The 608-nt window shown below is 65.6% G+C and carries 1 protein-coding gene; it reads right to left on the reverse strand.

Annotation, left to right across the window (positions count from 1 at the left end; genetic code table 11):
• Positions 1–530 (reverse strand): IS6 family transposase (locus N825_RS35710; RefSeq protein ID WP_037462441.1); only part of this gene is annotated, 530 nt, incomplete at its 3' end.
• Between the last annotated feature and the right edge of the window lie 78 nt (positions 531–608).

A 608-nucleotide genomic window follows, 5' to 3' on the forward strand; every position in this document is an offset into this window, starting at 1 on the left:
CTGGTGTGTCCGTCGGTGGTGACCTGCTCGGGCTCGACCTGGGTGACCGACTTGGCCGAGCGGAGGAACGCCTTGGCCGCGGCCATGTCGCGGTTTTCGCTCAGGTAAACGTCGACTAGGTTACTGTCGCGATCGATCGCCCGGTAGAGATAGCACCACTCGCCAGCGATCTTGAGGTACGTCTCGTCGACGTGCCAGCAGCGGCCGGCCTTGCCGTCCCGCCGCTTGCGCAGGCCCGCGGCGAGCAGCGGCGCCAGCTTGGCTTCCCAGTCCCGAACCGCTTCGTGGGTGAACACGATGCCGCGGATCAGGAACATTTCCGCCAGATCCCGCAGGCTGAGCTTGTAGCGCAATCTCCAGAGGACCACGAGAAACACGATGTCCGTCGGCACCTGGACCCGGTTCAGTGCCGAGCCGGTTCGCTCGTTGAACCGCCGCCCGCACTCCCGGCACCGGAAGCGCCGAAAGCCATGAACCGTTCGCCCCTCCCGCTCGCGGGTCGACGACGATTGGCAATGCGGGCAGTCCATGGCAGCTCTCGCTCAAAACGGGCCCGCGAACCTATCCGGCAACGCCGCTCCCAACAAGCTGCCCTGAGATCTGACAGA

This window comes from Skermanella stibiiresistens SB22 (assembly GCF_000576635.1).
Classification (GTDB): Bacteria; Pseudomonadota; Alphaproteobacteria; order Azospirillales; family Azospirillaceae; genus Skermanella; species Skermanella stibiiresistens.